Annotated in this window: 21 protein-coding genes and 1 pseudogene; 6 read left to right on the top strand and 16 right to left on the bottom strand. The window is 63.8% G+C overall.

Annotated features, from left to right (window positions below; genetic code table 11):
* Positions 1–175 precede the first annotated feature (175 nt).
* From NKK47_RS23670 to NKK47_RS23660, 3 genes are all read left to right on the top strand, one after another.
* Positions 176–2,500: a PAS domain-containing sensor histidine kinase gene (locus tag NKK47_RS23670; protein WP_352454341.1), complete on the top strand. Its 2,325-nt coding sequence runs from the start codon at positions 176–178 to the stop codon at positions 2,498–2,500.
* Between the two features lie 128 nt (positions 2,501–2,628).
* Positions 2,629–2,889: a type II toxin-antitoxin system prevent-host-death family antitoxin gene (locus NKK47_RS23665; RefSeq protein WP_352454340.1), complete on the top strand. Its 261-nt coding sequence runs from the start codon at positions 2,629–2,631 to the stop codon at positions 2,887–2,889.
* A complete protein-coding gene (locus NKK47_RS23660) occupies positions 2,886–3,323 on the top strand; it encodes a type II toxin-antitoxin system PemK/MazF family toxin (RefSeq protein WP_352578431.1) in 438 nt (145 codons plus the stop codon). The genes NKK47_RS23665 and NKK47_RS23660 overlap by 4 nt, the downstream gene beginning before the upstream one ends.
* Before the next feature lie 110 nt (positions 3,324–3,433).
* On the opposite strand, the gene NKK47_RS23655 is transcribed toward NKK47_RS23660, so the two are convergent.
* From NKK47_RS23655 to NKK47_RS23580, 16 genes and pseudogenes are all read right to left on the bottom strand, one after another.
* Entirely contained in the window at positions 3,434–3,913 is a 480-nt protein-coding gene (locus NKK47_RS23655; RefSeq protein WP_352454338.1) for an EF-hand domain-containing protein, read from the bottom strand.
* A 145-nt stretch (positions 3,914–4,058) separates the two neighbouring features.
* Entirely contained in the window at positions 4,059–7,025 is a 2,967-nt protein-coding gene (locus NKK47_RS23650) for a bifunctional [glutamine synthetase] adenylyltransferase/[glutamine synthetase]-adenylyl-L-tyrosine phosphorylase (RefSeq protein WP_352578430.1), read from the bottom strand.
* A complete protein-coding gene (locus NKK47_RS23645; RefSeq protein WP_352578429.1) occupies positions 7,025–8,494 on the bottom strand; it encodes a sensor histidine kinase in 1,470 nt (489 codons plus the stop codon). The genes NKK47_RS23650 and NKK47_RS23645 overlap by 1 nt, the downstream gene beginning before the upstream one ends.
* A gap of 6 nt (positions 8,495–8,500) precedes the next feature.
* Positions 8,501–9,175 (bottom strand): response regulator transcription factor, encoded by a 675-nt coding sequence (locus NKK47_RS23640; protein WP_254819962.1) that lies wholly within the window; start codon positions 9,173–9,175, stop codon positions 8,501–8,503.
* A gap of 399 nt (positions 9,176–9,574) precedes the next feature.
* Positions 9,575–11,131, bottom strand: coding sequence for a Do family serine endopeptidase (locus NKK47_RS23635; RefSeq protein WP_352578428.1), 1,557 nt, complete (start codon positions 11,129–11,131; stop codon positions 9,575–9,577).
* Positions 11,132–11,247: 116 nt separating this feature from the next.
* Complete coding sequence (locus NKK47_RS23630) at positions 11,248–11,712, bottom strand: cytochrome c-type biogenesis protein (RefSeq protein WP_352569863.1); 465 nt, start codon at positions 11,710–11,712, stop codon at positions 11,248–11,250.
* Positions 11,709–13,697, bottom strand: a complete 1,989-nt coding sequence (locus NKK47_RS23625) for a heme lyase CcmF/NrfE family subunit (RefSeq protein WP_352578427.1) — start codon at positions 13,695–13,697, stop codon at positions 11,709–11,711. Before NKK47_RS23625 ends, NKK47_RS23630 begins: the two co-directional genes overlap by 4 nt.
* A gap of 14 nt (positions 13,698–13,711) precedes the next feature.
* A complete protein-coding gene (gene ccmE, locus NKK47_RS23620) occupies positions 13,712–14,155 on the bottom strand; it encodes a cytochrome c maturation protein CcmE (RefSeq protein WP_352454332.1) in 444 nt (147 codons plus the stop codon).
* Between the two features lie 3 nt (positions 14,156–14,158).
* Entirely contained in the window at positions 14,159–15,295 is a 1,137-nt protein-coding gene (gene ccmI, locus NKK47_RS23615; RefSeq protein ID WP_352578426.1) for a c-type cytochrome biogenesis protein CcmI, read from the bottom strand.
* Between the two features lie 222 nt (positions 15,296–15,517).
* On the bottom strand, positions 15,518–15,952 hold the full coding sequence (locus tag NKK47_RS23610) for an RT0821/Lpp0805 family surface protein (RefSeq protein ID WP_352449042.1): 435 nt from the start codon (positions 15,950–15,952) through the stop codon (positions 15,518–15,520).
* A 121-nt stretch (positions 15,953–16,073) separates the two neighbouring features.
* On the bottom strand, positions 16,074–17,501 hold the full coding sequence (locus NKK47_RS23605) for an ATP-binding protein (RefSeq protein ID WP_352578449.1): 1,428 nt from the start codon (positions 17,499–17,501) through the stop codon (positions 16,074–16,076).
* Between the two features lie 10 nt (positions 17,502–17,511).
* Complete coding sequence (locus NKK47_RS23600) at positions 17,512–18,177, bottom strand: response regulator transcription factor (RefSeq protein WP_352578425.1); 666 nt, start codon at positions 18,175–18,177, stop codon at positions 17,512–17,514.
* 64 nt (positions 18,178–18,241) lie between these two features.
* Positions 18,242–18,541 carry a hypothetical protein gene (locus NKK47_RS23595; protein WP_352569868.1) on the bottom strand — a complete coding sequence of 100 codons (300 nt, stop codon included), beginning with the start codon at positions 18,539–18,541 and terminating at the stop codon, positions 18,242–18,244.
* A gap of 373 nt (positions 18,542–18,914) precedes the next feature.
* A complete protein-coding gene (locus tag NKK47_RS23590) occupies positions 18,915–19,325 on the bottom strand; it encodes a DUF3168 domain-containing protein (protein WP_352578424.1) in 411 nt (136 codons plus the stop codon).
* Between the two features lie 211 nt (positions 19,326–19,536).
* Positions 19,537–19,809 (bottom strand): hypothetical protein, encoded by a 273-nt coding sequence (locus NKK47_RS23585; RefSeq protein WP_352578423.1) that lies wholly within the window; start codon positions 19,807–19,809, stop codon positions 19,537–19,539.
* Between the two features lie 308 nt (positions 19,810–20,117).
* Positions 20,118–21,009 (bottom strand): annotated as a pseudogene (locus tag NKK47_RS23580) (LysR family transcriptional regulator).
* A gap of 129 nt (positions 21,010–21,138) precedes the next feature.
* Between NKK47_RS23580 and NKK47_RS23575 the strand changes: the two are divergent.
* The 3 genes from NKK47_RS23575 (at position 21,139) to NKK47_RS23565 (ending at position 25,036) form a co-directional block, all read left to right on the top strand.
* On the top strand, positions 21,139–22,032 hold the full coding sequence (locus NKK47_RS23575; RefSeq protein ID WP_352578422.1) for a class I SAM-dependent methyltransferase: 894 nt from the start codon (positions 21,139–21,141) through the stop codon (positions 22,030–22,032).
* A gap of 19 nt (positions 22,033–22,051) precedes the next feature.
* On the top strand, positions 22,052–22,684 hold the full coding sequence (locus NKK47_RS23570; RefSeq protein WP_352578421.1) for an NAD(P)-dependent oxidoreductase: 633 nt from the start codon (positions 22,052–22,054) through the stop codon (positions 22,682–22,684).
* Positions 22,685–22,876: 192 nt separating this feature from the next.
* Positions 22,877–25,036, top strand: coding sequence for a transglycosylase domain-containing protein (locus NKK47_RS23565; protein WP_352578420.1), 2,160 nt, complete (start codon positions 22,877–22,879; stop codon positions 25,034–25,036).
* Positions 25,037–25,078 lie beyond the last annotated feature (42 nt).

Raw genomic sequence — 25,078 nt, 5'->3', positions numbered from 1 at the left:
TCCCCTTGTGGGAAAAAGGGAAGACCACCCGAAAACCCCATTATTTTAGTCGATTTTTAATCTTTTTTCGCCGCGCCTCTGGACAAGGCGAATCACCTTTGATTCTTTAGTGACGATTCGGAAGTGCGGCGTTGCCGGATCGTCAAGCGGGACAGAAAATCGGGGAGTGCCATTTATGGCGAAGGCGGACGCGTGGGGCGCGCCCGGCGGGACGGCGTTTGAGCGTCGCGAGGCGCGAAGCGACGGTCTCGCGGGCAATACGCGGCTCATCGCCGAACCTGCCTACCGACGGCTGCTGGCAGCCGAGCCGCTGTTGCGGCGATCGATCCCGGCCCTCATCATCATGTTTCTGTTGATCATCGCAGTACTGCGCTTTCTGTCGCTGATGAACGAGCGCGACGAGATCGAGCGCGACGCCAAGGCGATCCTTGCGCTGGCCGCCGGCCAACTGGCCAGTTCGATCGCCGACGCGACCATGGTTTCCGCGCCCGGCGCGATCCAGGACCTGCTGGAGAGCACCGGTCGTCAGGGCGCGATGGGCCGAAGCCACGTACTGGCGATCACCGATAGCGCCTTCAAGATCATTGCCGTATCGCCGCAGTCGATGCACTGGGAGGGGCGATCGCTCGATGGCGTCGTGCAGGGCGGGCAGCCGCTGTTCATGTTCGGCGACCGCGCCGGGGTAATGGAGGTCAACATCGGCGGACAGGACTGGTACGCGGCAGTGAGCCTGGCGAATGCCCGAAGGGGTGCCGCGGCAGCGTTCGTGCCGCAGGAGGCAGTTTTTGACGCCTGGCGCAAGACGGTCTCGCTCAACGTCACGCTGTTCGTGCTGACGGCCGGCGTGCTGATCATCATCCTCTACGCCTATTTCGGCCAGGCGGCGCGCGCCCAGGCCGCCGATCGCATCTATCTCGAAGCCCACCAGCGCATCGACATGGCGCTGGTGCGCGGCCGCTGCGGCCTGTGGGATTGGGACATGGTGCGCGGCAAGATGTACTGGTCGCGCTCGATGTACGACATGCTGGGCTACGAGCCTTGTGACACGATGCTGTCGTTCGGCGAAGTCGATGAAATCATTCATCCCGAGGACGGCGATTTGTTCGAACTCGCCAACAGGATCGTCGCACGCGAGATCGACCATATCGACCAGGTGTTCCGGATGCGCCATGCCGACGGGCAATGGGTTTGGATGCGCGCACGAGCACACGTTATCGACCCGGAAGCGCCGGAGATCCAGCTGATCGGCATCGCCGTCGACGTCACCGAGCAGCGGCATCTGGCCCTGCGCTCCGAAGCGGCGGACCTGCGCCTGAGGACGGCCATCGAAAACATCAACGAATCTTTCGTGCTGTGGGATTCGTCCGAGCGCCTGATCATGTGCAATTCCAAATACCAGCAGGACAACGGCCTGTTGGATCGCGACGTGATGCCGGGCGCTCCGCGCGCCGTTCTGGAGGAACGCATGCTGGCCTTCGCCTCGGAGCGGCGGCTTGCCAATACCAACGGACCGCAGGGAGGCGTGACCTTCGAGCGCCAGCTTGCCGACGGCCGCTGGCTGCAGGTGAACGAGTTGCGGACAAGGGACGGCGGTACCGTCTCTGTCGGCTCCGACATCACCCAGATCAAGCTGCACCAGGAGAAGCTGGTCGACAGCGAGCGCCGGCTGATGGCGACAATCCATGACCTCAGCCTTGCCCGCCGCGCGGAAGAAGAACGGGCTCGTGAGCTCGTCGAACTCAATCGCAAATACATGAAGGAAACCGAGCGCGCCGAAGCGGCAAACCGGGCCAAATCCGAATTCCTGGCCAACATGTCGCACGAGTTGCGCACCCCGCTCAACGCGATCATCGGCTTCTCGGAACTGATGGAACGGCGGCTGTTCGGGCCGCTGGGTTCGCCGCGCTACGAAGAGTATGCCACCGACATCAACGGCAGCGGCAAATATCTTCTCGGTGTGATCAATGACATCCTCGACATGTCGAAGATCGAGGCCGGCCAGTTCGCCCTGGATCAGGAAGAAATCGATCTCTGCCCGCTCATCAGGGAGACGGTTCGCGTCGTTTCTCTGCAGGCGGCGGAAAAGTCGATCACCGTCGAAACCCGCATCGCCGATTCGCTGACGCTGTTCGCCGACCGCAGGGCGATCAAGCAGATCCTCATCAACCTTCTGTCCAATGCGGTGAAGTTCACCGGGCAAGGCGGCCACATCTCGGTCAGAGCCCGCAGCATTTCCAGCGCGCTGATCCTGACGATCGAGGACAATGGCTGCGGCATCCCGAAGGCGGCGCTGAGCAAGCTCGGGCGGCCATTCGAACAGGTGCAAAACCAGTTCTCCAAGAGCCATGCCGGCTCCGGCCTCGGCCTCGCCATCTCGCGCTCGCTGGCCGAGCTTCAGGGTGGCGCGTTGAAGATCCGCTCGACCGAAAGCGTCGGAACGATCGTCTCGGTACGCATCCCGATCAAGAAAGCCGCGCAGGCGGTCAGGGCCGCTGCCTGAATGACTTCGTGACCAGGCCCAGCATGATCAGTCGAACATGCGCTTGCGCGCCGCCCGGCAACGCGAGAACTTTCCCTTGATAAGTCTATCTATTTTATCTATTTTAGATAAAGAAAGGAGGGCTTGTGATGCGAGTGACTTCAACGGAATTCCAGCAGAATGTCGGACGCTTTCAGGATGCCGCCCAGCGCACGCCGGTTGCAATCACAAAGAATGGGCGGACCCATACAGTACTCCTGTCAGCGGCTATGTTCGAGGTTTTGGTCAGAGGACGGGTCGCCCGCCCGGTCGAGGAATTGGACGACGAGACGCTGAACGCCATCGGCGAAAGCGCCGTCCCGACCCAATACGCCGGACTTGATGCAATGCTCAAAGACTGGACACCGTGAGCCTCCCAAAACCTGTCCCCGGTCTGGTGATTTCCTATTCCTATCTCTGGGCGAGAGAAAACAAAAAAGGCGCGGAGGAAGCCCGCAAGAGCCGGCCCTGCGCAATTGTCGCCGCCCGTCACATCGTGGAGGGGCGTGAAGTTGTAACGGTGGTTCCGATTACCCACTCAGCTCCGGCTGATCATGCGGATGCAATAGAAATACCTGCGCCACTCAAAACCCACCTCGGTCTCGACGATATGCCGTCATGGATCATCGTGACCGAGATCAATGAATTCCTTTGGCCGGGTCCCGATTTGAGGCCCATTCCAGGGACGAAGCCGTCCCGCTTTGATTACGGCATGCTGCCGCCGCGCTTCTATGCCCATCTGCGCGACCGGATTTTGCAGGTCCACACAAGCCGCGCCCTGCACCGGACTCGGCGAACAGAGTAGCTGAATGCGGTGGAAACACCGTCCGTTCGCAGTTGGGCCGATCTGGTGATTCAGGCGTCGACGCGCACATAAGTCTCCGGCGGCTCGCACCGCCGGAGCGTTATCAATTCTCACTGCATACCGTCAGTGCCATCATTGCCCTCGCCGTCCCATTGGCGGTGACCGCCGGGACCTTTCGGCAGTTCGTTCTTCTCGATTTTCCCGTCATTGTCACGGTCGAGCATGGCGAAGACCTTCTTCTGGCGGCTTGTGATGCCATCGGCGGTCAGCGTGCCGTCGCCCTTGGTGTCGTAACGGGCGATGATGCGCCTGGCCATCTGCTCGAAGCGTGCTTTCTCCAGCGCGTCGGCGAGCTGTGCCACGGTCAGCTTGCCGCCATTGTCAGCGACCATCTTCTTCAGCCGCGCGTTCATGGCGTCGGAGAACTGGTCGAAGGTGATGGTGCCGTCATTGTCGTTCATGACCTTGCCGAGGCGCATCATCATGCCGTCGCGCGGCCCGGCCCCGGAGTGCTCGTCTGCATAGGCAGCGGTGCCGACGGCGCCGGCCAGGGCTGCGAAAACGAGTGCAAGTCTGGTCGTCTTTCTCATGGTCTTCTCCTGTTGCATCGTCACCCCCGATGCTAGAGCGGCGGACCTTCAATCCCCCGCTCTATCTCTTTGATTGAACATCGGAACCTCCCAAAGCAGGTCGCAATTTTGGGCCCGATGCTCTCGCCCGTACGGCTGGTTGCCGTCACGGTTGTTTCGCACGAAGCAGAAGGTCGAAATCCTTTATGACCTTCTGCGACGTCTCCCCGAGATGCGCTTCAAGCACCCCGAAATCCGGCAGGTCGGTGACGGCCAGAAGCAGATCCGAAAGCCCTGGCGGAACGTCGTCGCGTTCGAACGCGCCGGTGAGGCAAAGCCGTATCATCTGGGTCAGCGCCAGATAGAGCGAATAGGCATCCACCAGTTCCTGCCTGACCTGGGCGCTGGCGAAATCCGGCGCCAGGCGCGACAGGACCTCAGCCGTGCCGGTGGCCCTGCGGCCTGCCTCGATCTTTCCGGTGATCAGCGCAACCTGGGCAATGAATTCGAGATCGATGAGGCCGCCCGGGATCAGCTTGATGTCCCAGGGATCGCGCGGCGGCTTCTCCTTGTCGACCATGGCGCGCATCTCGGATGCCTCGGCCATCACCTTGGCTGGATCGCGCGGCAGAGCGAGCACTGCGGCAACTTCTCCCTCGACCTCGCGGCAGAGCTCGGCATCGCCGCCGATCGTGCGGGCGCGCGCCAGCGCCATGTGCTCCCATGTCCAGGCTTCCTGGCGCTGATACTTCTTGAAGGCGTCGACATGGGTGGCCACCGGCCCCTTGTTGCCGGACGGCCGCAGGCGAAGGTCGAGCTCGTAGAGCACGCCCTCGGCGGTCGGCGCCGAAACGGCGGCGATCAGCCGCTGTGTCAGCCGGCTGCAGTAATGCGACGGGGCAAGCGGCTTGTCGCCGTCGGACTCCTCCGCATCGGCGTCGTGATCGTAGAGCAGGATGAGGTCGACGTCGGAGCCCGCCGTCAGTTCGCGGCTGCCGAGCTTGCCCATGCCGAGCAGCGCGACCCGGCCGCCGGCAATATAGCCATGACGCAAAGCGAATTCCGCCATCACCGCCTGCAATGCCGCCTCGATGGTCAGGTCGGCGAGATCGGAAAAAGCGCGGCCGGCGCGCGGCGGGTCGATCGACCCGGCAAGCAGCCTGACGCCGATCAGGAATTTTTGCTCCGAAGCAAAGATGCGCAGCCGGTCGAGCACGTCTTCATAGGCTCTGTCGCCTTCGAGGAAGGCGGCAAGGCGCGCCGACAGATAGGCGCGGTTTGGCAGTTCGCTCAGCAGCGCCGGATCGAGCAGCCCATCGAAGACATGCGGCCGGCGCGTGATGATGGCGGCCAGCCGCGGTGCCGCGCCCATGATAGTCGCCATCAGCTTCAGCAAAGCCGGATTCGACTGCAGCAGCGAAAACAGCTGGATGCCGGCAGGCAGGCCGGCAAGGAATTCGTCGAAGCGGATCACTGCCTCGTCCGCCCGCCGCGTCTGGCCGAAGGCTTGCAGCAGCGCCGGCGTCAGTTCGGTCAGCCGCTCGCGCGCTTCCGCCGACCGGGTGACGCGGTAGCGGCCGAAGTGCCAGCCGCGGATAACCCGGCAGATGTCGCTCGGCCGCTGGAAGCCGAGCCGCTGCAAGGTCTGCAAGGTATCGGGATCGTCGACGTCGCCGGTAAAGACCAGATTGCCGATGCCGGCCGAAAGCTCCGGCGCGGTTTCGAACAGCGCTGCATAGTGGCGCTCGACCTGGTGCAGCGCCGCGCGGAACGTTTCGGCAAAGCCTGCCGCATCGGCAAAGCCCAGCATGCGGGCGACGCGCTCCAGCCCCTCTTCGTCCTCCGGCAGGATATGCGTCTGCTCGTCGGCAACCATCTGGATGGCATGCTCGACGCGGCGCAGGAACCAGTATTGCCTGGTGAGCGCATCGCGCGCATCGGCGGTGATCCAGGCGCGCGCGGAAAGCTCGCCGAGCATCGGTACGGTCTCGCGGCCGCGCAATTCGGGAAAGCGGCCGCCGGCGATGAGCTGCTGGGTCTGGACGAAGAACTCGATCTCGCGAATGCCGCCGCGGCCGAGCTTGACGTTGTGGCCTTTGACCGCGACCTCGCCATGGCCCTTGTGGGCGTGGATCTGGCGCTTGATCGAGTGGACGTCGGCGATCGCCGCATAGTCCATGTATTTGCGCCAGATATAGGGCTGCAGCTCCTTCAGGAACGCGGCGCCGGCGGCAAGATCGCCGGCCACCGGGCGCGCCTTGATCATGGCGGCGCGCTCCCAGTTCTGGCCGCGCGCCTCATAGTAGCGCAGCGCCGCCTCGACCGGGATCGCCAGCGGCGTCGAGCCGGGATCGGGACGAAGCCGGAGATCGGTGCGGAAGACGTAACCGTGCTCGGTGCGGTCCTGGAGAATGCGGACCAGCCGGCGGGTCAGGCGCGAAAACAGCTCGGTGGCATCGAGCGGATCGACGACGGCAGGCGCATCGGGGTCGAAGAAGACGACGAGGTCAATGTCGGAGGAGAAGTTCAGCTCGTGGGCGCCAAGCTTGCCCATGCCGAGCAGGATCCAGCCCGAGCGTCGCGCCGGATTTTTGGGATCCGGCAATCGGAGCTTGCCTTGCTCATGCGCGTCGCGGAGCAGGAAATCGACAGCCGCACGCGTGCAGGCGTCGGCAAGGTCGCTCAGTCGCCGCACCGTCAGCGAGGTCTCGGCTTCGCCGGCGAGATCGGCCAAGGCGATCAGGAAATGCGCCTCCGCCTTGCATTGGCGCAGCTCCATCATCAGGCTGCTTTCGGAGACGGCCTGTACGCGTGCTGCCTTGTCGACCGCGGCGCCGATCGATGATAGCCGCGCCTCGATGGCCTCGTCGAAAAGCGCATCGAGTATCCGCGGCCGGCGGCGCGCGGTATCGCGCAGGAACGGCGACAGGTCGAACACGGCGGCGAGGAAATCCTGGACGACCCCCTTGCCTGCCAAGAATTTCGCCAGTCGCGGCAGTTCTTTTTGCCGCGCGGCGTCGGCGATCTCCGACAATTCCTGCCTTGCGCGGCTTGCATCCAGCGGAACGAGCTTTATCGTCGGCTTCAACAGCCTGTCCGTTTCGAGGCGTCGCACTGCCATCCTCGCCACCATCAGCGATCCTCCCGCCCGGGAAAACTCATGACGACGGACAATCCGGGATTGCCGGGCAGAAGCTCAAGCCGTCCATTGTGGAACGTCACGATCGCCTTGGCGAGGCTCAAGCCAAGGCCGGAACCCGGCTGCGAGCGGCTCTTTTCCAGCCGCACGAAACGCTCGGTCACCCTGGCGCGGTCGACATCGTCGGGAATGCCCTGGCCGTTGTCGGAGACGGCAAGTCTGATCTCGCTACCGACACGCTCCAGCGTCACGCGAACCGTAGGCCTGGAGGTCGAGTCGGTCGAATATTTGATCGCGTTGTCGACGATGTTGGACAGCGCCTGGCCAATCAGCTCGCGATTGCCGTTGACGGCGAAGGAACCTTGCACCGAAGTTTCGAGCGTCACGCCCGCCTCCTCCGCTACCGGCTCGTAGAGTTCGACGACGTCGTGCACGGCAGCGGCCAGATCAACCCTGGTGGTGCTTTCCGAGGAATAGCCGGCTTCCAGTCGCGAGATCATCAGGATGGCGTTGAAGGTCTTTATCAGCTGATCGGATTCGGCGATCGTTCCTTCCAGCGCCTGCCGGTAGTCGCTGGTGTTGTGCTTGCCGGAAAGCGTCGCCTCGGCGCGATTGCGCAGCCTGGTCAGCGGCGTCTTCAGGTCGTGGGCGATGTTGTCGGAGACCTGCTTCAGGCCCTCGTTCAGCGTGGCGATCCTGGCCAGCATGGAATTGAGGTTTTCCGACAGCCGGTCGAACTCGTCGCCGGCGCCGGTGACCGGCAGCCGGCCGGAAAGATCGCCGCCCATGATGCGGCGGCTCGCCTCGGACACGCTGTCGATGCGCTTCAGCGCCGCGCGCCCGACGAAGAACCAGATCAGCAGCCCGCCGACGCCCATCATGCCGAGCGCCAGCATCAAGGCGCGGCGAATGACGGCGCGGAAGCGCTCCGGCTCGCCGAGGTCGCGGCCGACCAGCATGATCATCTGGTTGGGCAGGCGCAGCACCAGGGCAATGGCGTTGTGGCCTTTCTCGCCTTCGGCCTGAACTTCGCTCTGGGCGGGCTCGTTCGGGTCGGAGATCGGGTTGCGCTGCCGCTCGAGCTCGCCCTCACCGAAGCGGCGGTAGGAGAACGGTTCGGTGGTCCAGCCCTCGGCCTCGATCACGCCCGGCTCCAGGCTCTGCACGTTGCCGGTCAGGATCTGGCCGTTGGCATCGGCGATCAGATAGAGATTGGCGCCGGGCTGGCGGGAGCGCTGCTCGACGACGCGGACCAGCAGCGGCAGGCCGCCGCGCTGATAGGCGCGGGCAAGGCCGAGCACCTCGTCGTTGATCGTGTCCTGGGTCTGGCCGGTCAGCATGCGCGCCGACAGCGAGGTCATGTAGAACACGAGCAGCACCGCGCAGATGGCGAACAGCAGGAGGTAGAGCGCCGAAAGCCGCGCTGCCGTCGTCTTCATGATGGCCGGCACGGAAAGAGCCATAGGGTTCTAGCCGCTTTTCAGCATATAGCCGGCGCCGCGAACCGTGTGCAGGATCGGCTTGTCGAAGCCCTTCTCGATCTTGCCCCGCAGCCGCGAGATATGAACGTCGATGACGTTGGTCTGCGGATCGAAATGGTAGTCCCAGACATTCTCGAGCAGCATGGTGCGCGTCACCACCTGGCCGGCATGGCGCATCAGATATTCGAGCAGGCGGAACTCGCGCGGCTGCAGCGTTATCTCGCGCCCGGCGCGGCGCACCGAGTGCGACAGCCGGTCGAGTTCGAGATCACCGACCCGGTAGACGGTTTCAGCTTCCCTGGCGCTGGCGCGGCGGTTCAGCACCTCGACGCGGGCGAGCAGTTCGGAAAAGGCGTAGGGCTTGGTCAGATAGTCGTCGCCGCCGGCGCGCAGACCGGTGACCCGGTCGTCGACTTCGCCGAGCGCCGACAGGATCAGCACGGGCGTCGTATTGCCCCGGGACCTGAGCCCGGCAATGACGGACAGGCCGTCGCGGCGCGGCATCATGCGATCAACGACCATGACGTCATAGTCGCCGGAATCAGCGAGCGCGAAGCCGGTTTCGCCGTCGCCGGCGACATGGGCGGTATGGCCGGCCTCGGCGAACGCCTTCTGCAGGTAGTCGGCTGCCTCGCGATCGTCTTCTATGACGAGAATCTTCATAGAACCGTTATACGCGATTTCGCTGGAAGATTGAGTGGCCGGCATATGCATCGTGGCCTTCTCCATGGCGTATCGCGAACAAAGTGATTCAGGGATACGCGGTAAGTCTTTGTTTTAGCATGTCGTAGCCTAAAACCGCTTCACGCCTTGAGCGGCATGTTCGAGCGGCAGCGGGCGATGGGAAGCCCGCTGCCGCTGGGGCGGAACACGATGACTGACTAACGTATTCAGGCCCCGTGCTTTCCCGTGCGGCGGCTCGGGGGTGTTGAAAACCGCCGCACCGGAAAAGTCGACCACTAGAGCGCCGCGCGTCCTCTTGGACGCGCAAAGGACGCTCTACCACCTTGAATCGGCGCATGAGCCTTTCCGAAAACGGAATACGTGTTCGGGGTCATGCGCTCAGCCCTTGGCGACAGGCAGTGCGACGAAGCGGTTGCTGTCGTCGCGGGTGATCTGCATCAGCACCGCCTTGCGGCCGGACTTCACCGCGTCGGCCATCGCCTTGTCGACGTCGCCGGTGCCGTTTACTTCCGCCGAATTGACGGAGGTGATGACGTCGCCGGGCTGGATGCCGCGATCGGCGGCATCGCTGTCGGGGTCGACATCGGTCACCACAAGGCCCTTGCCATTGTCAGACTTGGTGACGGTCAGGCCGAGATCGGCGAGCGTGTCGGTCTTCGGCGCGGGGGCAGGCTGCTGGTCGGCCGAGGCCTGCTTGTCGCTCGACGGCAACTTGCCGAGATCGACCTTAACCGCCTCGCTCTTGCCGTTGCGCCACACCGTGACATCGACAGATTTGCCGGGCGGGTAAGCGCCAATCAGGCGGGCGAGTTCCTTCGGCGAAGCAACGTCCTTGCCGTCCACCTGGGTGATCACGTCACCGGCGGTGATGCCGGCCTTCTTGCCGGGACCGCTGTCCTGCGCGCTGGCAACGAGCGCGCCCTTGCCGGACCCTAGGCCAAGCGACTCGGCGATTTCGGGGGTGACCGGCTGGATTTCGACGCCGAGCCAGCCGCGCTGGACTGTACCGTTCTTCATCAGATCCTGCACGACCTGCTTGGCGGTCGAAGCGGGAATATCGAAGGCAATGCCGACGCTGCCGCCCGACGGCGAGAAGATCGCGGTGTTGATGCCAACAACCTGGCCGTTGAGGTTGAAGGTCGGGCCGCCCGAATTGCCGCGGTTCACTGAGGCGTCGATCTGGATGAAGTCGTCATAGGGACCGGCGCCGATATCGCGGCCGCGAGCCGAAACGATGCCTGCGGTAACCGTGCCGCCGAGGCCGAACGGATTGCCGACAGCCACCACCCAGTCGCCGACGCGAACCTTGGAATCATCGGCGAAGTCGACATAGGTGAACTTGTTGCCGTCATCGACCTTGAGCACGGCAAGATCGGTGCGCGGATCGGTGCCGATCAGCTTGGCGTCGAGTTCCTTGCCGTCATTGGTCACCACGGTGAAGGCGGTGCCCTCCTCGACGACATGGTTGTTGGTGACGAGATAGCCGTCATCGGAGATGAAGAAACCGGACCCTTGCGCCACCGGCCGCGGCTGGTCGTTGTTGCGGTCACGGTGTCCAAAACGGCGCATTCCGTTCTGGCCCTGATCGCCGCCTTGATCGCCAAAGCCGCGGAATTCGCGGAAGAACCGGCGCAGCTGCGGGTTGTCGGGAAGATTGCCTAAGCCGTCCTCGTCGTCCATCTGGCCGGAACCGTCATCGGCCGTCGACTGGATCTTGGCCTTGACGCGCACGCTGACGACCGCCGGCGAAACGCGCTCGACCACATCGGCGAAGCTCGGGACCTGCGGTGCCTCGACACGCACGGCGTCGGCCAGCACCGGGGCTGTCCCGGTGGCAACAGCACCAAAGCCGATCGCGCCGGCAATGGCCAGGGATGCGGCTGCGGCCAGAAGGCGTTTGCGGGTGCGAAGATATGAATTGGGGGCAACATTCATGGTTATCGTATCCTCTTTTCAAGGGACGCCCCTTGATTGGCATCCTCGACAAAGGAAATAGAGGGCCGCACATTACGGCGCCATTTCCGGTACATGAAACTTTCGTAATGTATCGATCAATCGCGGCGGAGCATCTTGTCCAGCGCCGCCTGTTCCTCGGCAGTTAATGCAGCGGTCACCGTCGAATGGCGCGAGCGGGCGGCCAGCAGGATGAATGTCCCGCCAACGAGCAGCAGAAGAACTGGCGTCCCCCAGAGCAAAACATTGCGCAGATTGAAGCGTGGCTTCAGCAGCACGAATTCGCCGTAGCGCGAAACGACATAGTCCATCACCTGCCGATCGGTATCGCCGGCGACCAGGCGCTGGCGCACAAGGATGCGCAGGTCGCGGGCGAGGTCGGCATCGGACTCGTCGATCGACTGGTTCTGGCAGACCATGCAGCGCAGGCCTTCCGACAAAGCGCGCGCCCTCGCCTCGAGTGCCGGGTCGGCGAGCACCTCGTCGGGCTTGACCGCCTGCACGGCGCCGGCGAACAACAGCGCCAGCAGCAGGACCAGCGAGGCCAGCGTGACCCTTTTCATTGCGGGCTCGCCGATGGCACGCCGGCCGCAGCCTTGCGGCGCGACGGTGCGCCGACGCGCAGGCGGCGGTCGAGCAGCGACATCGCCGCGCCCGCCATCATCACCATTCCGCCGCCCCAGATCAGCGTCACCAGCGGCTTCCACCACAGACGAACGACCACAGAGCCATCGCTGCCCTCGTCGCCAAGCGAAAGATAGAGCTGGCTGAAGCCGATCGTCCTGATGCCGGATTCGGTTGTGGTCATCTGGCGCACCGGATATGAGCGCTTGGCCGAGGTGATCTCGCCGGTGACGCTGCCGTCGGCGCCAAGCAGGGCGAAGCGGCCGCGATCCTCACTGTAGTTAGGCCCCTGGGCCGGGTAGAGTCCCTCGAAGCGCAGCTTGTGGCCGGACAGTTCGACGGTCTCGCCGGCATGCATCAACAGGATTTTTTCGGTGCCGAAGCAAAGCGTGCCGACAATGCCGAGCGTTGTCAGCCCGAGGCCGAGATGCGCAAGCGCTGTGCCGAAGACCGAGCGCGGTAGGCCGGCGAAGCGCCTGAGCATGGTGGCGGGCGCGACGGTGCCGAAGCCGGATTTGACGGCGAGATCGGAGAGCGCGCCGCAGATCAGCCAGAAGGCAAGGCCGACACCGAGTGCCGCCAACACCGAAGCGCCATCGATGAACAGGGCCGTCACCAGCACGGCGAGCAGCGCCGCCGCGAAAGCCGCCATCAGGCGCTGGGCGACCGCGAAAATGTCACCGCGCTTCCAGGCGAGGAGCGGCCCGAACGGCACGACGACCAAGAGCGGCACCATCAGCGGGCCGAATGTCAGGTTGAAGAACGGCGCGCCGACCGAAATCTTGTCGGCAGACAGGGCTTCGACGACGAGCGGGTAGAGCGTGCCGACCAGCACGGTGGCGGTGGCGGTGGTCAGGAACAGATTGTTCAGGACCAGCGCGCCTTCGCGCGAGATCGGGTGAAACAGCCCGCCGGCCGTCAGCCGGGAGGCGCGCAAGGCAAACAGCGCCAGCGAGCCGCCGATGAACAGCGTCAGGATGCAGAGGATGAAAACGCCGCGCGTCGGATCGGTGGCGAATGCGTGCACCGAGGTCAGCACGCCGGAGCGCACCAGGAAGGTGCCGAGCAGCGACAGTGAGAAGGTCAGGATCGCCAGAAGCAGCGTCCAGATCTTCAGCGCCGAGCGCTTTTCCATGACGATCGCCGAATGCAGCAGCGCCGTGCCCGCCAGCCACGGCATGAAGGATGCGTTCTCGACCGGATCCCAGAACCAGAAGCCGCCCCAGCCGAGCTCGTAATAGGCCCAGTAGGAGCCCATGGCGATGCCGCCGGTGAGGAACATCCAGGCAACCAATGTCCACGGCCTTACCCAGCGCGCCCACGAAGCGTCAATGCGGCCCTCGATGAGGGCAGCGACAGAGAAGGAAAAGCAGATCGAGAAACCGACATAGCCGAGATAAAGCAGCGGCGGATGGATGGCGAGGCCGAGGTCCTGCAGGATCGGGTTGAGATCGCGGCCCTCGATAGGCGCCGGATTGAGCCTGACGAACGGGTTCGACGTCGTCAGGATGAACAGGAAGAAAGTGGCGCCGATCGCTCCCTGCACGGCAAGCACATTGGCCCGGAGCGTCGCCGGAAGATTGCCGCCGAAGACGGCGACGAGCGCGCCGAAGAAGGTCAGGATCAGCACCCAGAGCAGCATCGAACCTTCGTGATTGCCCCAGGTTCCGGTGATCTTGTAGATCAGCGGCTGCAGCGAATGCGAGTTCTCCCAGACGCTCTCAACCGAGAAGTCGGAGCCGGCGTAGGCGGTTGCCAGCGCCACGAAAGACAGCGCCGTCAAGGCAAAGCCGGTCAGCGCGGCCGGTGCGCCGACGGCCATCATCTTGTGGTTGCCGGTGCGCGCACCGAACAGCGGCACCATCGTCTGCACCAGGGCCAGCGCAAACGCCAGGATCAGGGCGAAATGTCCGGTTTCAACCATTGTCACCGCACCCGCTAGTCACTCTTGCTCTCCTGCCATACGCCCTTGGCCTTGAGGCCGTCGGCTACCTCCTTCGGCATATAAGTCTCGTCATGCTTGGCCAGCACGCTGTCGGCGACAAAGACGCCATCGGGGCCAAACGAGCCTTCGGTGATCACGCCCTGTCCTTCCCGGAAGAGGTCGGGAAGAATGCCGGTATAGGTGACCTTGACGTCCTTCTGGTTGTCGGTCACCGAAAAGGCGACGGTGGCGCCTTGGCTACGCTCGACCGTGCCTTTTTCGACGAGACCGCCGAGCCTGATGCGCTGGCCCGGCTGAAGGCTGGCGGTGGCCAGATCGGCCGGCATGTAGAAATAGGAGGCCTTCTGGCCAAGCGCATAGAAGGTCAGCCCCGTGGCAACACCGAGAAACCCCAGCCCCGCTGCGATCACCGACAGTCGTTTCTGCTTGCGCGTCATCGTCTACTCCGCCGCCGTCACGCCAAGCGAGGCGGCAAAGGCGGTGAATTTTCTGGCCTGATCGCTGTCCGCGCCAAAGACGGCGATACCGCGATTGAGCGCGTCACGCGCCTGATCTGTCTTGCCCAGCACGGCATAGGAACGAACGAGCTGCATCCACCCTTCCTCGTCGCGCGGATTTTGCCGAAGCTTTTCGTCGAGGCCGGCAACCATGGTGCTGATCATGGCTTGCCGGTCCTGCGGCGACATCGAGGAAGCAGCATCGATATCCTCGGCGGTCGGCCCTTTCGCGGGCGCCTCCGAAGCGACGCTGCGGGCGGCGGATTCGGCCAGCGCCTGCTCGACGGCGCCGCGCCACGGCGAGCCCTGCGGCAAGGCGGCAAGCATCTTTTGCCAGGCCGCCGTGGCTTCAGCTATGCGGCCTTCCTGTGCCATGCCCATGGCGAGATAGAACGATGCCTTCGGATTGGCCGGATCGAGCTTCAACGCCGCCTCGAAAGCCGCCTGCGCTTCGGCGGAGACAATGCCGCCGGCCGCATTGGCGATCGCCTCGCCAAGACCCGCCTGGCGGGCGGCGCTGTCGCCGTCGAGGCGGATGGCGTTGCGATAGGCGGTCACCGCATCGGCGTATCGCTGCATGCGCAGATAGACCGGCGCCAGCACGTCCCAGCCGCGGCCATCGGATGGGTTGGCCGCCAGGTGCGCCTCGGCGCGGGCTATCAGCTCGTCGACCGAGCTGTCGGCGGGGTTCTTGGCCAGGCGTTCGCTGAGCGGCTGCGACGGCAGGTCGGGTGAGCCGAGCTGGCCATAGAGGCCCCAGCTGACCAGCGGAACCAGCAGCACGGCCGCCGTCGCCACCAGCCTTGTCGACCGCGACGGTTGCGTCGCCGTGTCGTCGGCGTGGCCGGCATTGCTCAGGCGAAGGATGCGGCGGGCGATTTCGGCGCGTGCCTCTTCGGCCTCCATTGGCTGGATCAGGCCACGCGCCATATCGCGGTCAAGCTCGGCCAGCTGGTCGCGATAGACTTCAAGGTCGTGATCGCCGGCAGCGGACGCGTTCTTCGATCCGCCGGCCAACGGCAGCAGCACCGCCAGGCTTGCGCCCAGCGTCAGGATTGCGGCTATGACCCAGAACAGCATGGCTCTTCCAATAGAACGAGACCCTTGCCCTGCCAACACAAGCGTGCTGCGACGCTTTGGCGGGGCCGCTCCGATCGATAATGCATGTCGCGCAAAAGTGTGCAGCGGTTTTGCGATAACGACCATGCATCAAAGCAAGGACCTAAAGCGCGTCGCATGAGGCCGGTCGAACGCGACGCGCTTTAGTGCCGGACCGGAATCGGCGGATCGACGGCCGGCCAGCTACGTCAGCGGCGTCCAGCTGCCGTCGGCATTGCGGCACGCGGTTCCGCGCGCGGTGGCGCCGGCGGTGCCGGTAAACACCGTATGGGTGTATTGCCGGCAGTCCTGCGAGCCGACGCGATAGGGCTGGGCGGCGACCACTTCGCCGCGATGGGCCGAACCGTCGCTCTTCCAAGCCACTTTCTGGCCGCTCGCCGTGTATTCAAGCGCCTTGTATTCCGCCTCGAGCGCGCTGCGCTTCTCGGTCTCGCTCAGGCCGGCGCCGATAGAGCCGCCGACGAGGCCGCCGCCCATGGCGGAGATGATCGTCGTCGCCACCTTGGCGCCGCTGGGGGGCGTCGCGGCCGGCGTCACCGTAACGGCCGGGCCCTTGCCGAGCGTTGTGCAGCCGGAGACGGCGAGCAGGGCGGAAACGAGCGCGACGCGAATCTTCATGCCAATACCGGCTTTCTTGAGCTGGACCGCCGCGCTGTCAGCAGCTGGCGCGGCCATAATGTCGATGTTTGTCGGAAATTTGGCCGCGGCCGGCCACCTGGAAAAGCAATCTGGAAAAGCATTACTGAAGGCTCCGCAATCGAACCATCGCCTTCAATCCACCCATGACGGATCGTTCCAGCGCCAGAGAGCCTCCATACTCGTTGACAAGGTCGGCGACAATGGCAAGTCCGAGCCCGCTGCCCGGTTTTGTCTCGTCGAGCCGCCGGCCGCGCTGCAACACCTCGCGCGCCTTGTCGTCGGGAATGCCGGGGCCGTCATCCTCGATGCTGATCTCGAACAGGTTGGCTGCGCCTTCCGTGCCAGCGCCACCCTTGCTGGAGATTGGCTTGACCGAAACGGCGACCGCGCTCCTTGCCCATTTCATCGCATTGTCGAGCAGATTGCCGAGCAGCTCCTCCAGGTCCTCGCGTTCGCCGGCAAAGACGATGTCGGTGGCCGGCAGTGAGAGCGACAGCAACGTCTGCGGGTTGAGCTTCTGCAGCACCCGAACCATGCGCTGGACCAGCGGCGCCACCGGCGTACGGTAGACGACGCTGTCGCGCTGCGCGGCGACGCGGGCACGTTGCAGATAATGGTCCACTTGCTTTTGCATGGAAGCGGCCTGCTCGGCGATCAGCTGACCCTTGGCGCCACCCAGCGCCCGTCCCTCGTTGAGCAGCACGGCAAGCGGCGTCTTCAGCGAGTGAGCCAGGTTGCCGACCTGTGTGCGCGACCGCTCGACGATACGCCTGTTGTTCTCGATCAGCGCATTGGTCTCGTTGGCGAGCGGCTCGATCTCGGCCGGGAAACGGCCGTCTAGGCGCTGCGCGGTTCCTTCGCGCACCATGGCAAGCGCATTCCTGACCCGGCGCAGCGGCTGCAGGCCGAGCAGGATGGCAATCGCATTGATGGCGATCATGCCGACGCCGAACAGCGACAGATAGGTCAAAAGGCGCCGCTGGAAGGTGGCGATTTCCTGCTCGAGCTCGGTCTGGTTGCCCATGACGCGGAAGCGCGCGGCGCGGTTTTTCGCATCGAGCACGAACTCGCTCTCGAACACCTCCAACTGCTCGCCTTCGATGCCGTCCGCTGAATAGCTGCGCTGGAAGCTGGCATTGAAGGGCACCTCGGCAACGCTTGGCGACGGGATCGCCTTGGTCATCGACGACGAATGGAGATCGCCGTGCACGCCTTCCGAGGCAGGCTCGACCGACCAGTACCAGCCGGAATTCGGTTCCGAGAACCTCAAATCACCAAGGTCGGGGGCGCCGGTCAATTGGCCGCTTTCAGAAGCGCCGACCGAGCCGATCAGGTTGAACAGATGCGCCGAAAGCAGGCTGTCGAAACCGCGCTCGCTGGCCTGGCGATAGAGCGTGGTGATCAAGGTGAAGATGACGACCAGAGTGAGGATCGCCCAGACCGTGGAAAAGGCGATGACGCGAAACGCCACCGAACGCGGCCATGACCGCAGCGACGGCGTGTTCGAGACGGCGGGTTTTGTAGGCAGCGGTTCCGCGTTACGCCTCCGGCTTACGCATGCGGTAGCCCATGCCGCGAACAGTTTCGATCATGTCGATGCCCATCTTCTTGCGAAGCCGTCCGACAAAGACCTCGATGGTGTTGGAATCGCGGTCGAAATCCTGGTCGTAGAGATGCTCGACCAGCTCGGTCCGGGACACCACCTCGCCCATATGGTGCATCAAATAGGCAAGCAAGCGGAATTCGTGCGAGGTCAGCTTCAGCGGCACGCCGTCGACGTCGGCCTTGGAGACCTTGGTGTCGAGGCGGAGCGGCCCGCAGGTCAGTTCGGACGAAGCGTGCCCGGCAGCACGCCGGATCAAGGCCCGCACCCTGGCCAGGATTTCCTCGATGTGGAAGGGTTTGGTGACGTAGTCGTCGGCGCCGGCGTCGATGCCGGCAACCTTGTCGCTCCAGCGGTCGCGTGCCGTCAGGATCAGCACCGGCATCTTGCGGCCGCCGCGCCGCCAGCGTTCGACCACGCTGATGCCGTCCATCTGCGGCAGGCCGATATCGAGCACCACGGCATCGTAGGGCTCGGTGTCGCCGAGAAAAAGCCCTTCCTCGCCGTCGAAAGCGCGGTCGACGACATAGCCGGCATCGACCAGCGCATCGCCGATCTGCCGGTTGAGATCCTTGTCATCTTCGACGACGAGTACGCGCATGCGGAAGGCCTGTTGAAGCTGTTCAGATATAGGCCGATTCCGGCAGACTGGGAAACGGCACGGTTCAGTTCAGCGGAACGACGATCTCCGAGCGACGGGGACGCTGCCCGTCCTTGCCCGGAACGAGTACGACGATGACGCAGACCGGCTGGCCGCCGCGTGTCGACTGCGAGGCCTTGGCCAGGGTGCCGCCATTCTGCTCGGCCACCTGCTGGCCGATCGCGTAGCAGTCGGACGCGGCGACGACGACCGGCTGAGTCCACTCGGGCACGACAGCGGGGATCGCCATCGCTTGCGACGCAAGCAGACCGGCGGCTGACAGCGCCAGTGCCGCGGTCCGGAAGTGGGAGCGAAGGGTTTTCATGGTCAGCGTTCTAACGCGCCGGTGCTGAACGTGATATGAACGGTGAACGCTCGAATGCATGCCCGCCACACCCCTGAAGCGCGAGATTACCGGATTGCCATTTCGCCGCCCGGCTCCGCGAAATCGCCAATGTTTAACCTAGCCCTCCAATCCTTCGCCGACAACCGGCATCATCTGGCGGGCAGGACCATTTGGGAGGACGAAGCATCCGGCCCAAGGCAACCGATGGCAGTTCAGGCGAACCGAACCTGAAACAAAAAACCCGCCTCTGCGGCGGGTCGCTGGCGCCATCAGCACCATAGGGGAATTAGTAGCATAGCTGCCGGCACAAAGCAAGAACAAAATTGTCCGATTTGCAAAAAGTGCCCGGTGCTCAGCCCTCGTCCTTGATCACGGCACGGAAGCGCAGCAGCCCGTGATGGGCCGAAAGGTCCTCGTCGTAGCGGGCTTCGGCGAATTCGAGCTTGAGGTAGGCGCGGCGATGTTCGCCGAGCGAGAGAGCCGTATCGCGCAGGCGGGTGCTAACAAGGTCCATGATGTCATTGGTTTCCTTGCTGGCCTCTGATTTCGACCAGACATGCAACGTCAGCAACTGTTCTGCGTCGTTCTCCATTCCCGTTGCCCAATCGTAGACGCTGGTGCGGCCGAAGGTCATGTGGGGGAACGCAACATTTTCCGGCGCACGGTCGAACAATCTTGCGTCGCCCAATGCCGCCGATAAATCGGGATCGCCATTCACAGCATCGAATATGGCCTTCTGCAATTCGACGGCCGGCGCGGTCATCGTCTTTCCCTTCGCCCGTCGCGTCGAGCTCCCGGCTGCGTAGCTGCGTTGCATGAAGGCATCCCGCCAAAGCGCGAATCAGCGCGTCTCATGCGGATTATGAACCTTCATGATCTCGGCAATAAGCCCTGCTCCTGCAACCCGCGACGGCACGGCCGACGAAGCGGATGCGTTTGCTTCCTGGCTGTAGCTGGAATGGGAAATGTCAGGCTCATGATTTGGGCTGCGTCGATGCGGATACGGCCTGCTTGAGTGCCCGCGACGCCCGCTTCTTCTTCGGGGCGCCCGGATTCAGAGCTGCCGCCGCGCGGTCCGCCTCTTCCTTGGCCAGTCGCAATTCCCTCAGCCTTGCCGTCTTGATGGTCCTGGCCTTCGCCTCCGAGAGATATTCGGCAGTTGCTTTGTTCCGCTCCGCCGCCTTCTTTTGATTTTCCATGAAGCGAGCCTCAGATTTTCCCATGATGTTCTGATTGCCTTGGGCCATCCGTAAAATCTCCTTGCAGCTAAAGTCGAAAACGTGAATTTCACTGTAAGATAGGTGTTTCACAGCGGAAATTCAATTCTCAGGCATTTGGCATGACCCAACTGTGGTGAGAGACCTAGCGGAAATAATACCTGTTAATATTATCGGGATCGCAAGATTCTCTGGCGCTCCCGCAAATCGAGTATCCAGCGAGTCTTCCGAGAGAACCAACGCCGGACGATAAGGTGCGACCCGCAAAGAGCGGGACAAGCGTCCCGTGTGACGACTGCCAATCCTCGGCACCTCGCGCAAGCGGCTGCACCATGCCCCTACTGCGTCTCGCCGCTGATCACCTCGGCATGGTCCTTGATGATGGTAGAAACGAAGCGGATGACGGCGCGCACCGGCGCCTCCGCCCCGATTTCACGGCGATAGACGAGCGACACCGGATGACTGCCGAGAATGTCGGGGGCAAGGCGCACCATCCGCGGTTCAGCTTCGGCCAACATGCAGGGCATTACCGCCAGACCGGCGCCACTCAGAGCCGCCGCCAGCATTTCCGTCATTTCGGCAACGCGAAGGACAATTGTCGCGCCGGCGCCGTGCGCCTCAACCCATTTGGCGCCGGGGACGCCGGCAAGGCTTGCGTGAAATCCAATGATCTCGTGTCCGGCCAGCTGGCGAGGGTCGATGGGCATCGGGTGACGGTCGAGATAGCGCTGGGACGCGTAGATCGACCAGCCCGCAACACAAAGCTTCTGCGCGATCGTCGTCGGCGATGGTGCCGATCCTGACCGCTAGGTCGGCCTCGCCGTGCTGCAGGTCCACGGGCCTGCTGCCGCTCGTCAGTTCAAGATTGATATCGGGGTGGGCCTTATGGAACCCGGCCATACGCTCGGCAAAAAGGGGGCTGAAGCCTGACGGCAGTGCCAGCCGAACGCTATTCTTGCCCGAACGCACAAGCGCCGTCAGTGCTTGCATGGTACGTTCAAGGTCATCACCGAGTGGCAGCAATGTCTGGCCAAGCGGCGTGATCTCGATGCCTTGCCGCGTTCGCACGACAAGCGAAACCCCGAGTGCCGCCTCAAGAGCAGCAAGGCGCCGGCTGATCGTCGTGTGACGCACGCCGAGCACGCGCGCTGCTCCCGACAACGTTCCCGCGCGGGCGGCAGCGAGAAAGTAGCGCAGATCGTTCCAGTCCGGTTCGCCGGTCTTGATCACGAACCTAGTCTAGATCAATTCCTCGCCGCGCACCTGTGCAGTTTTGCACAAGCATGCCCGGAAATTGCAAATCGCCTGAATTTGACGTCCGCGCGAGAATAGGCCTGATCCAATTCAGGGAAGCGATCGATGGATATCGAAGGTTTGCGAACGATGGTGGCGCGGCACGCGACGTCGGCCAATGCGTTGGTGGCGCTCGGTTTGGCGATGGAGGCGCGTATTTCCGGCACGCCACTCGAGGGCAGTGTGGCCCGGCGCACAGGGGCCGTGCTTGCCGAACTCGGCGCCTCCGACGTCGTATCAAGTGCTGGCGTCATTGAACTCACGCCGGTGCTGGCCAGCATCCGGGTCGACCTGCTTTCAGGTGGCAAGCTGCTGTCGCGCTCCTCCGAAAGCGTCGAGGCCCTGGAAGCCCGTTTACGCCAGGCCTTCGGCGACGTTTCATCTGGCTTCCCGGCGTTGCTGAAGCGGCTGATCGCGCCACAACTGACCGGTTTGCCGGAGAGGCTCGCCGCACCGGGCGCAGCCTTCCTGGATATCGGCGTCGGCGTCGGCGCCCTGTCGGTGTCGATGCTGCGGCAATGGCCCGGCCTGAAGGCGGTCGGTGTCGATCCCCTGCCTGAAGCCATCGCGCAGGCCGCTGCCAACGTCAGGGCAGCCGGGCTCGAACATCGCATCGAACTGCACACCGGGCTGGGCCAGGATATCGCGGACACGGACGCGTTCGACCTTGTTTTCGTACCAAGCGCCTTCATCCCCGAGCCGGATGTCAGGGCCGTCGTCAAGCGCAGCTACGCCGCGCTGCGGCCCGGCGGCTGGCTGCTGTTGGCAATGGTCAATCCTGGACCGGATGCACTGGGAGACGCCCTCGCCCGCTTCCGCACCACAATGTGGGGCGGCACGGTCTTTGAAAAGGGCGCAGCCCAGGACCTGGTCGATCAGAGCGGCTATGCCGACAGCCGGTTGCTGCCCGGCCCGACCGGGGCGCCTGTCGCCTTCGTCGCCGGGCGTAAGCGGGGCTAACGGTTTCCAGGAGCGGACGATGAAACTGCTGATCTTCGGCGCTTCCGGTGCGACGGGTCGACTGCTTGTCTCGGCGGCGTTGGCGAAGGGCCATGCGGTGACCGCCTTCGTCCGCACGCCGGGCAAGCTTGCCATCAGCCACGAAAATCTGAAGGTGATCGTCGGAAACGTCGCCGATCGGCAGGCAGTCGAACGCGCCGTTGTCGGGAATGATGCGGTTTTCAGCTGTCTTGGGGTGGGCGTGCCGCTGAAACGCGATCCGGCCGTCGTTGCCGGCATCGGCTTCATCGTCGCGGCGATGCAACAGGCCGGCCCCGAACGGCTCATCTATCTTTCATTCCTTGGCGTTCGCGACAGCCGGCGGCAACTGGGCCCCCTGTTGGGCAACATCATCGCGCCATTGGTGCTGCGCCATGAGGTGGCGGACCATGAAGTGAAGGAAAGCCTGATCGTTCAATCCAATCTCGACTGGACCATCGTGCGGCCCCCCAAGCTGAGCAATGGGGCGGCAACGGGTGAATTTCGCCACGGCAATGGCATCCGGTCGGCGTCGCTGCTGCCGACACTGGCGCGGGCCGACGTAGCGGCCTTCATGCTCGCCCAGATCAACGACACCACCTACTCGCGCAGGGCAGCCAACATCCTGCGCTGACGTCTCGCAGGAGCCGTCTTCCCCTCGACGAACCGCCCGTTACGTCTTCATCGCCCTTATCTTCATCGCGCCTATCTTCATCGCCCTTGTAGGCAGCACCAAAATGGACGAATAGTCTTCAAAGGCGCGCCTCCCTGAAATTGCCGGTATGCGGTTTCTCAGTTAGCGGCATCGCCGCAGCCGGATCCTGGAATGGCTAGTCCTTTGGAACCACGCAAGAGAAGAGGTCCGATCGCCGCAAGGCTGCTGGCGGTGGATGCGTGGATTGATTCCTCGGTCTACGAAATCGGCTTCAGGGCGCGCCAGTTCTGGGAGGCGGCGACCATCTTCTCGCGGCGTTTCCGCGTCGGCGGCTGGCGCCGTGGCCTGATCGAACTATTGAGTGAAGGCTTTACGCTCGGTGCTGGCGGCATCGTCGTCCTTTTGGCGCTGGCCTTGCCGGCCTTCCAGATAACCGCCGGCGACTGGCGCACGCAAGGCGACTTCGCCGTCACCTTCCTCGACCGCTACGGCAACGAGATCGGCCAGCGCGGCATCATCCAGCGCGATTCGGTGCCGGTCGACGAGATGCCCGACCATGTCATCAAGGCGGTGCTGGCGACCGAAGACCGCCGTTTCTTCGACCATTACGGCATCGATGTGCTCGGCCTGTCGCGCGCCATATTCGAGAATGTGCGGGCAAATTCCGTCGTCCAGGGTGGCTCGAGCATCACCCAGCAGCTGGCCAAGAACCTGTTCCTGACCAATGAGCGGACGTTCGAGCGCAAGATCAAGGAAGCGTTCCTGTCGCTGTGGCTCGAAGCCAATCTGTCGAAGAAGGAAATCCTGCAGCTTTACCTCGACCGCGCCTATATGGGCGGCGGCACCTTCGGCATCGAGGCGGCAGCCGATTTCTATTTCGGCAAGAGCGTCAAGGACCTGAACCTTGCCGAGGCGGCGATGCTGGCCGGCCTGTTCAAGGCGCCGACCAAATATGCGCCGCACATAAACCTGCCCGCCGCCCGGGCGCGGGCCAACGTGGTGCTGTCCAATCTGGTCGATTCCGGCTTCATGACCGAAGGCCAAGTGCTGCAAGCAAGGCTGCACCCGGCCGAAATCGTCGACCGCGGCGAGCAGAAGAGCCCCGACTATTACCTCGACTGGGCCTTCGACGAGGTCAAGAAGATCGCCGCCAAAGGCGGCCCGCACTCGCTTGTCGCCCACACCACCTTCGATGCCAACATCCAGAAGGCGGCCGAAGAATCGATGGAGTTCCACCTCCGCCAGTTCGGCAAGGAATACAACGTCACCGAGGGCGCCATCGTCGTCATCGAGACCAATGGCGCCGTCAGGGCGATCGTCGGCGGCCGCGACTACGGCGCGAGCCAGTTCAACCGCGCCACCAAAGCGCTTCGCCAGACCGGCTCCTCGTTCAAGCCCTATGTCTATGCGACGGCGATGGAGCATGGCTTCACGCCGGATTCGGTGGTTTCCGGCGGACCCATCTCCTGGGGCAGCTGGTCGCCCCACAATTACAATGGCGGGTCGGCCGGCAACGTCACGCTGATCACGGCGATGGCCAAATCGATCAACACGGTGCCGGTGCGGCTGGCCAAGGATTATCTCGGCATCAAGCCGATCAAGGCGATGGCCGAAGCGATGGGCGTCGAGTCGCCGCTGGAATCACACAAGACCATGGTGCTCGGCACGTCGGGCATGACCGTGATGGACCAGGCGACGGGTTACAGCGTATTTGCCCAGAACGGCCTTGCCGGAACCCGGCACGGCGTCAGCCAACTCTTCACCCGTACCGGCGAGGTGGTCTACGACTTCGCCAAGGATGCGCCGCCGCCGCATCGGGTGCTGTCGGAGCAGGCGCTCAAATACATGAACACCATGCTGGCGGCGGTGCCGGTGATCGGCACTGCCCGGCGCGCAGCCCTTCCAAACATCGTCGTCGCCGGCAAGACCGGCACGACCCAGTCCTACCGCGATGCCTGGTTTGTCGGCTTTACCGGCAACTACACGGCCGCCGTCTGGCTCGGTAATGACGACTTCACCGCGACCAACAAGATGACCGGCGGCACGCTGCCGGCCATGGTGTGGCAGCGCCTGATGCTCTATGCGCACCAGAATATCGACCTCAGACCGATCCCCGGCCTCGATCACCCCTTCGTCGATGCCGAAATCGCTGCCAAGGCCGAGGAAGCGGAGAAGAAGAGCGCCGAACAGGCAGCAGCCGATGCCGCCGCCGAGCGTCCGCCGGTGCTGTCCAGCCGGACCACCCAGACCCTGAAGGAACTCACGAAGCTGTTCCAGGCGGCACCCGTGCTCGACGCGCCCGCTGCGCCGGAGACCCTGTCGGCGCTGTGACGGCCAATTGCGCGGGGCCGCTTGCCACAAGCCCCCGCACCG

It is taken from the genome of Mesorhizobium sp. M0019, from assembly GCF_040323975.1.
Classification (GTDB): Bacteria; Pseudomonadota; Alphaproteobacteria; order Rhizobiales; family Rhizobiaceae; genus Mesorhizobium.
The sequence above is the reverse complement of the archived record's forward strand: the minus strand, read 5'-3'. Positions and strand labels throughout refer to the sequence as shown.

What these genes read in the sequence shown, in the direction of transcription:
- NKK47_RS23670 (WP_352454341.1), top strand. Translation starts at nt 176, where the DNA reads ATGGCGAAGGCGGACGCGTGGGGCGCGCCCGGCGGGACGGCGTTTGAG.
- NKK47_RS23665 (WP_352454340.1), top strand. Translation starts at nt 2,629, where the DNA reads ATGCGAGTGACTTCAACGGAATTCCAGCAGAATGTCGGACGCTTTCAG.
- NKK47_RS23655 (WP_352454338.1), bottom strand. Translation starts at nt 3,913, where the DNA reads ATGAGAAAGACGACCAGACTTGCACTCGTTTTCGCAGCCCTGGCCGGC.
- NKK47_RS23650 (WP_352578430.1), bottom strand. Translation starts at nt 7,025, where the DNA reads ATGGTGGCGAGGATGGCAGTGCGACGCCTCGAAACGGACAGGCTGTTG.
- NKK47_RS23645 (WP_352578429.1), bottom strand. Translation starts at nt 8,494, where the DNA reads ATGGCTCTTTCCGTGCCGGCCATCATGAAGACGACGGCAGCGCGGCTT.
- NKK47_RS23640 (WP_254819962.1), bottom strand. Translation starts at nt 9,175, where the DNA reads ATGAAGATTCTCGTCATAGAAGACGATCGCGAGGCAGCCGACTACCTG.
- NKK47_RS23635 (WP_352578428.1), bottom strand. Translation starts at nt 11,131, where the DNA reads ATGAATGTTGCCCCCAATTCATATCTTCGCACCCGCAAACGCCTTCTG.
- NKK47_RS23630 (WP_352569863.1), bottom strand. Translation starts at nt 11,712, where the DNA reads ATGAAAAGGGTCACGCTGGCCTCGCTGGTCCTGCTGCTGGCGCTGTTG.
- NKK47_RS23625 (WP_352578427.1), bottom strand. Translation starts at nt 13,697, where the DNA reads ATGGTTGAAACCGGACATTTCGCCCTGATCCTGGCGTTTGCGCTGGCC.
- ccmE (WP_352454332.1), bottom strand. Translation starts at nt 14,155, where the DNA reads ATGACGCGCAAGCAGAAACGACTGTCGGTGATCGCAGCGGGGCTGGGG.
- ccmI (WP_352578426.1), bottom strand. Translation starts at nt 15,295, where the DNA reads ATGCTGTTCTGGGTCATAGCCGCAATCCTGACGCTGGGCGCAAGCCTG.
- NKK47_RS23610 (WP_352449042.1), bottom strand. Translation starts at nt 15,952, where the DNA reads ATGAAGATTCGCGTCGCGCTCGTTTCCGCCCTGCTCGCCGTCTCCGGC.
- NKK47_RS23600 (WP_352578425.1), bottom strand. Translation starts at nt 18,177, where the DNA reads ATGCGCGTACTCGTCGTCGAAGATGACAAGGATCTCAACCGGCAGATC.
- NKK47_RS23595 (WP_352569868.1), bottom strand. Translation starts at nt 18,541, where the DNA reads ATGAAAACCCTTCGCTCCCACTTCCGGACCGCGGCACTGGCGCTGTCA.
- NKK47_RS23590 (WP_352578424.1), bottom strand. Translation starts at nt 19,325, where the DNA reads ATGACCGCGCCGGCCGTCGAATTGCAGAAGGCCATATTCGATGCTGTG.
- NKK47_RS23585 (WP_352578423.1), bottom strand. Translation starts at nt 19,809, where the DNA reads ATGGCCCAAGGCAATCAGAACATCATGGGAAAATCTGAGGCTCGCTTC.
- NKK47_RS23575 (WP_352578422.1), top strand. Translation starts at nt 21,139, where the DNA reads ATGGATATCGAAGGTTTGCGAACGATGGTGGCGCGGCACGCGACGTCG.
- NKK47_RS23570 (WP_352578421.1), top strand. Translation starts at nt 22,052, where the DNA reads ATGAAACTGCTGATCTTCGGCGCTTCCGGTGCGACGGGTCGACTGCTT.
- NKK47_RS23565 (WP_352578420.1), top strand. Translation starts at nt 22,877, where the DNA reads ATGGCTAGTCCTTTGGAACCACGCAAGAGAAGAGGTCCGATCGCCGCA.